General features: G+C 46.0%; 1 protein-coding gene. It reads left to right on the forward strand.

All coding sequences use genetic code 11. The annotated features are described in order from the left end of the window. Positions 1–326, forward strand: a 326-nt coding sequence (locus tag AC6UD6_RS07020) for a mucin-binding protein (RefSeq protein WP_500696179.1), incomplete at both ends; no start/stop codon positions are given.

The following is a 326-nucleotide window of genomic DNA, read 5'->3' on the forward strand; positions in this document are numbered from 1 at the left end:
GCTAAGGGCTACGAGTTGGTATCCGACGGATACCCTGCTGATGGCTTTACTTTCAACACTGACAATCCAACCTTTACTGTTGTTTTGAAGCATAAGACTAAGACGGTTACGCCAGATAATCCAGGACAACCAGGACAACCAGTTGATCCAAATAACCCAACTGGACCGAAGTACCCAGATGGAACTGGTGTAAATGATCTGACTAAGAACATTACGAGAACGGTGCACTACGTTTACGCTGATGGTAGTAAAGCTTCCGATGACAAAGTTGAGACCGTTACCTACACTCGAACGGCAACCTTCGACCAGGTTACCGGCAAGATTAT

The organism is Fructilactobacillus sp. X8R2C1 (genome assembly GCF_059900955.1).